Source organism: Streptomyces sp. YIM 98790, from assembly GCF_011421595.1.
Lineage (GTDB): Bacteria > Actinomycetota > Actinomycetes > Streptomycetales > Streptomycetaceae > Streptomyces.
The window spans coordinates 1-5,022 of record NZ_WTLH01000290.1; the positions used below are offsets into that span (position 1 = coordinate 1).

The window sequence follows — 5,022 nt, forward strand, 5'->3', positions numbered from 1 at the left end:
CCCGCCCCGCCGCCGCGCAGGACGCGCTCGGCGCGGCGCCGGTTGGCCCGCACGAACCGGCGGGCGACCAGCCGGGCCAGGTCGGCCGCGCCGACCATGCCGGCGTCCGCGCCGAGCCGCGCCCGTACGATCCGCGCCTCGGGACGGTAGCCGCGGCCGGTCAGCTGACGGCGGAAGGCGTCCCGGGCGGGAGCGATGAGGAGGTCCTCCGCGTCGGAGACCCCGCCGCCGATCACGAAGCAGGAGGGGTCCAGGGCGGCGGCCAGATTGGCCAGGCCGACGCCCAGCCAGCGGCCGATGTCCTCCAGCAGTTCCACGCACATCGGGTCGCCCTGCCGGGCGAGCTCGGTGACCAGCGGGCCGGTGATGTCGCCCGTCCGGCCGTCGACGCGCTCCAGCAGCCGGTGCGCGGTGGGCGAGTCGGCGGCGGCGAGTTCGCGGGCCTCGCGCACCAGGGCGTTGCCGGAGCTGTACTGCTCCCAGCAGCCGCGGTTGCCGCACGGGCAGCGATGGCCGCCGGGCACCACCTGCATGTGGCCGAACTCCCCGGCCACCCCGTAGGCGCCGCGCTTCAGCCGGCCCTCCTCCAGGATGCCGCCGCCGATGCCGGTGCCGAGGGTGATCATCACCAGGTGGTCGTCGGCCCGGCCGGCGCCGAACCGCCATTCCGCCCAGGCGGCGGCGTTGGCGTCGTTGTCCACCAGGATCGGGACGGCGAGGCGGGCGGCGAGCTTCTCCCGCAGGGGTTCGTTGCGCCAGGCCAGGTGCGGGGCGAACAGCACCCTGGAGCGGTCGGTGTCCACCCAGCCGGCCGCACCGATGCCCACCGCGTGCACATCGTGCCGGTCGGAGAGGTCCAGCACCAGCTCGGTGATCACATCCTCCACGACCCGGGGACTCTTGGACTTCTCCGGGGTCTCGGCGCGGATGCGCTCCAGGATGCGGCCGTCCGCGTCCACCACTCCGGCCATCACCTTGGTGCCGCCGATGTCGATGCCGACGGTGGGGACGCGGGGCGCGGAGAGAGGTGAGCGCCGCTCGCGGGTGGCGATGGTGCGCAGCACGGAGGCCCGTGCCGTCGTCCGGCCCATGCGCTCACGGTAGGTACTCATCGGCTCGATTGTGCCTCACTCCTCCCCGCCGCTCCCGGCACCCCGGCGAAGCCGCAATCCGGGAGCTGCCACGCGACGCCACCGAGCCGGCACGAGCCGCCGCGTGCCGCCGCGCGCCCGGTTCCCCGCGGGCGGCGGACGCACCGGCGCGGTCCCGGCGGGATGGGAAGGGAAGGAAAGGAAAGGAAAGAGCAGGGAAGGGAACGGAACGCAAGGGGAACGGGCGGCGGTCACGGGTCCCTGCCGCCGCATGCCACCGCATTGCCTTTCCTCCGCCCCGTCGCGCACGATGGGGCGTCCCCGGCCCGCACGCCTTTACCGGTTCAGCGGCCGGCCCGCCCGACGCGCAGGACGGCGAACAGCGGAATGGGCGTCACCGGCTGTCCGGAAAGCAGTTTCGAGGAGAACGAGTGAAGCGCCCCACCATGCAGGACATCGCCCGGCGGGCGGGAGTGACCAAGGCCGCGGTGTCCTTCGCGCTGAACGGCCGCCCCGGCGTCTCGGAGCCCACCCGGCGCCGCATCCTGCAGATCGCCGAGGAGCTGGGCTGGCAGCCCAGCAGCGCCGCCCGCGCCCTGTCGGACGGCAGGGCGGGCGCCTTCGGCATGGTCATCGACCGGCCGGCGGCCACCCTGGGCCTGGAGCCGTTCTTCATGCAGCTGCTCTCCGGCATCCAGGCCGAGCTCACCCGCGACACCACGCCGCTGCTGCTGACCATGGCCGAGGACCAGGCCGCGGAGATCGCCCTCTACCGCGGCTGGTGGGCGCGCCGGCAGGTGGACGGGGTGTTCCTGGTGGACCTCCAGGTGGCGGACGCCCGGGTACGGGTGCTGGAGGAACTGGGCATGCCGGCGGTGGTGATCGGCCACCCGGTGGGCACCGGCTCGCTGCCCGCGGTGTGGAGCGACGACGCGGCGGCCGTGCGCACCGCCGTGCACCACCTGGCGGAGCTGGGGCACCGGCGGCTGGCCCGGGTCACCGGGCCGTCCCGGCTGCGCCACACCCGGATACGCAGTGAGGCGTTCGAGCAGGTCACGGCCGGACTGGGGCTGGCCGGGCGGATCATGGAGGCGGACTACAGCGGGGAGCGGGGGGCCGCGGCCACCCGGGAGCTGCTGGCCGCCGGGCCGGGCTCCCGGCCCACCGCGATCCTCTACGACAACGATGTGATGGCGGTCTCCGGCTGCACCGCCGCGCAGGGCCTGGGGCTGTCGGTGCCGGCCGATCTGTCGGTGCTGGCCTGGGACGACTCGGCCCTGTGCGAGCTGGTGCATCCGCCGCTGACCGCGCTCAGCCGGGACATCCAGGCGTACGGCGCGCACGCCGCCCGGCGGCTGCGGCAGGCGGTCGGCGGCACCGCCTCCGGCGACCTCCAGGACCCGGCCCCCTCGCTGACCCTGCGCGGCTCCACCGGCCCGGCCCCGGCCGGGGCGTGACCGCGCGCGGCAAGGTCGTCGGTAAACCGGTTTATCCGGCCATCTTCGGCCGCTTCCGGGAACACCCGGCCTCTTGACGCTGAACCGGTATAGCTGTTCACTTCTGGCTGCGCGGCCCGGTCCGTCCGCAGCGGGCCGCGTCTCGCGTCCTCCTGTCCGCAGTCGCATGACCACCGGAGTACCGGCGGGCCCTCGGGCGATTCCTGGCCGAATCATGCCCTTCCCCGCCGGTACTCCCCGCCCCTGCCCTTCTGGCCTGTACGGGAGAAGCTGAATGCAGCGCCCCTCTCTCCGCCTGTCCGCCGGCGGCCGCCCCGTCACCTGGCTCGGTGTCAACTTCTGGTCCCGCGCCGGCGGGCCGCTGATGTGGCGGAACTACGACGGCGACCTGGTCACCGGCGAACTGCGCACCCTGCGCGACCACGGCCTGAACATGACCCGCTCGTTCTTCTACTGGCCGGACTTCCACCCGGAACCGGACCGGGTGGACGAGCAGATGTGCGCGCACTACCGGGACTTCCTGGACCGCCACCGGGAACTGGACATGACCACCGTGCCCACGTTCATCGTCGGCCACATGTCCGGCGAGAACTGGGACCCGTCCTGGCGCCAGGGGCGCGACCTGTACACCGATGTCTGGCTGGTGGCCCGGCAGGCGTGGTTCGCCCGGGAGATGGCGAGCCGGTTCGGCACCCACCCGGCGGTGGCCGCCTGGCTGATCTCCAACGAGATGCCGATCTACGGCTCACCGCCCGGCGAGCCCGAGGCCGGCCGGGAGGCGGTGGCCTCCTGGGCGCAGCTGATGACCGACGCGGTGCGGGCCGGCGGCGCCCGGCAGCCCGTCTCGCTGGGCGACGGGGCCTGGGGTCTGGAGAACTCCGGCCACGACAACGGCTTCCGGCTGCGCGACGCGGCCGGCCTCTGCGACTTCCTGGGCCCGCATGTCTACCCCATGGGCGACGACCCGGTGCGCCAGCACTACACCGCCGCCTGGCTGTGCGAGCTGACCGGCACCTTCGGCCGCCCGGTGATCATGGAGGAGTTCGGCCTCAGCTCGGCCTTCGCCTCGGCCGGCTCCTCGGCCCGCTACTACCGGCAGGCGCTGCACAACTCGCTGCTGGCGGGCGCGACCGGCTGGGTGGCCTGGAACAACACCGACTACGAGGACCTGCGCCACCAGCCGCCGTACTCGCACCACGCCTTCGAGATGTATTTCGGGGTCACCGACTCGGCGGGCCGGCCCAAGGCGCCGCTGAAGGAGCTGCAGTCCTTCGGGGCCCTGCTGGAACGGATCGACTTCGGCCGGCTGCGCCGGGCCGGCACCGACACCGCGCTGCTGGTCTCGTCCTATCTGGACACCGTCTACCCGTTCACCCGGCCCGAGGACCGGGCGCAGGTGGCGCAGACCGGCCGGCAGGCGTGGATCGCCGCCCGGCTGGCCGACGCCCCGCCCGCGGTGCTGCGGGAGAGCGACGGGCTGGACGGCGCCGCGCCGGGGGAGCCGGGCGGCGCGGCGGAGCCGGACGGGCCCGGCGGGGTCCGGCTGCTGCTGGTGCCCTCGGTCAAGCAGCTCCGTTCGGCGACCTGGTACCGGCTCGTGGAGCTGGCCCGGCAGGGCACCACGGTCTACGTGTCCTACTGTCCCGGCTTCCACGACGAGCAGCGCGGCCCCTGGTACGCCCGGCTGGACGAACTGTTCGGCGTGACGCACCGGCTGGAGTACGGCCTGGTGGACCGGATCGAGGACGACGAGGTGGTGCTCACCTTCCGGTCCCCGCTGGGCGGCCTGGCCGAGGGCGATGTGCTGCGCTTCCGGGCCGGCCGCGGTACGGAGAGCGGGCGTGCCTTCCTCCCGGTGGAGCCGGCCGGGCCCGACCCGGCCGAGATCCTGGCGGTGGACGCGCACGGCCGCCCGGCGCTGCTGCGGCGGCGGGTGGGCGCCGGGGCGCTGCTGCTGTGCACCTACCCGCTGGAGTATCTGGCCGCGGTCACCCCACGGGTCAATCCGGAGGACACCGCGGTGCTCTACGGTGCGCTGGCCACCGCCGCCGGGGTGCGGCGGCCGGTGACGGTGAACGACACCCGGGTGGCCGTGGACCGGCTGGAACACCCGGACGGCCGGGTCTTCGTCTGGCTGGTCAGCCAGAGCCGGGAGGAGGTGACCGTGGAGCCGGTGCTGCCCGACGGCGGCGAGCTGCTGGCCCTGGACGGCACCCCGGCCGGCAAGGTCACCCTGGAGCCGCACGGCGTCGCCGTGCTGCGCCTCACCGGCGCCGCCTGATCCCTCCGGCCGGCCCCGGGGGGTTTGAACCGCCGCCGGTGCGGGATCCCGTACGGTCCCGGCGTCCCGCCGTCCGGCGGGGCGGTGCACAGCGTGCGAGGCGACCGGCATGCGCGGACCGACGCGGCCTTCCCGGCCCAGCCCGCCGGGCGGCGGCAGCGCCCATCTGCCGCCGCCCGGCCGCCGTCCCCCG

Annotated in this window: 3 protein-coding genes; 2 read left to right on the forward strand and 1 reads right to left on the reverse strand. The window is 74.7% G+C overall.

What is annotated here, in order from left to right; translation table 11 throughout:
* The coding region (locus tag GQS09_RS26845; protein WP_165990133.1) for an ROK family glucokinase at window positions 1-1,112 on the reverse strand (1,112 nt) is incomplete at its 3' end.
* 410 nt (window positions 1,113-1,522) lie between these two features.
* Between GQS09_RS26845 and GQS09_RS26850 the strand changes: the two genes are divergently transcribed.
* Window positions 1,523-2,548 carry a LacI family DNA-binding transcriptional regulator gene (locus tag GQS09_RS26850; protein WP_165990134.1) on the forward strand — a complete coding sequence of 342 codons (1,026 nt, stop codon included), beginning with the start codon at window positions 1,523-1,525 and terminating at the stop codon, window positions 2,546-2,548.
* A 274-nt stretch (window positions 2,549-2,822) separates the two neighbouring features.
* Window positions 2,823-4,829, forward strand: a complete 2,007-nt coding sequence (locus tag GQS09_RS26855) for a cellulase family glycosylhydrolase (RefSeq protein WP_165990135.1) — start codon at window positions 2,823-2,825, stop codon at window positions 4,827-4,829.
* Window positions 4,830-5,022 lie beyond the last annotated feature (193 nt).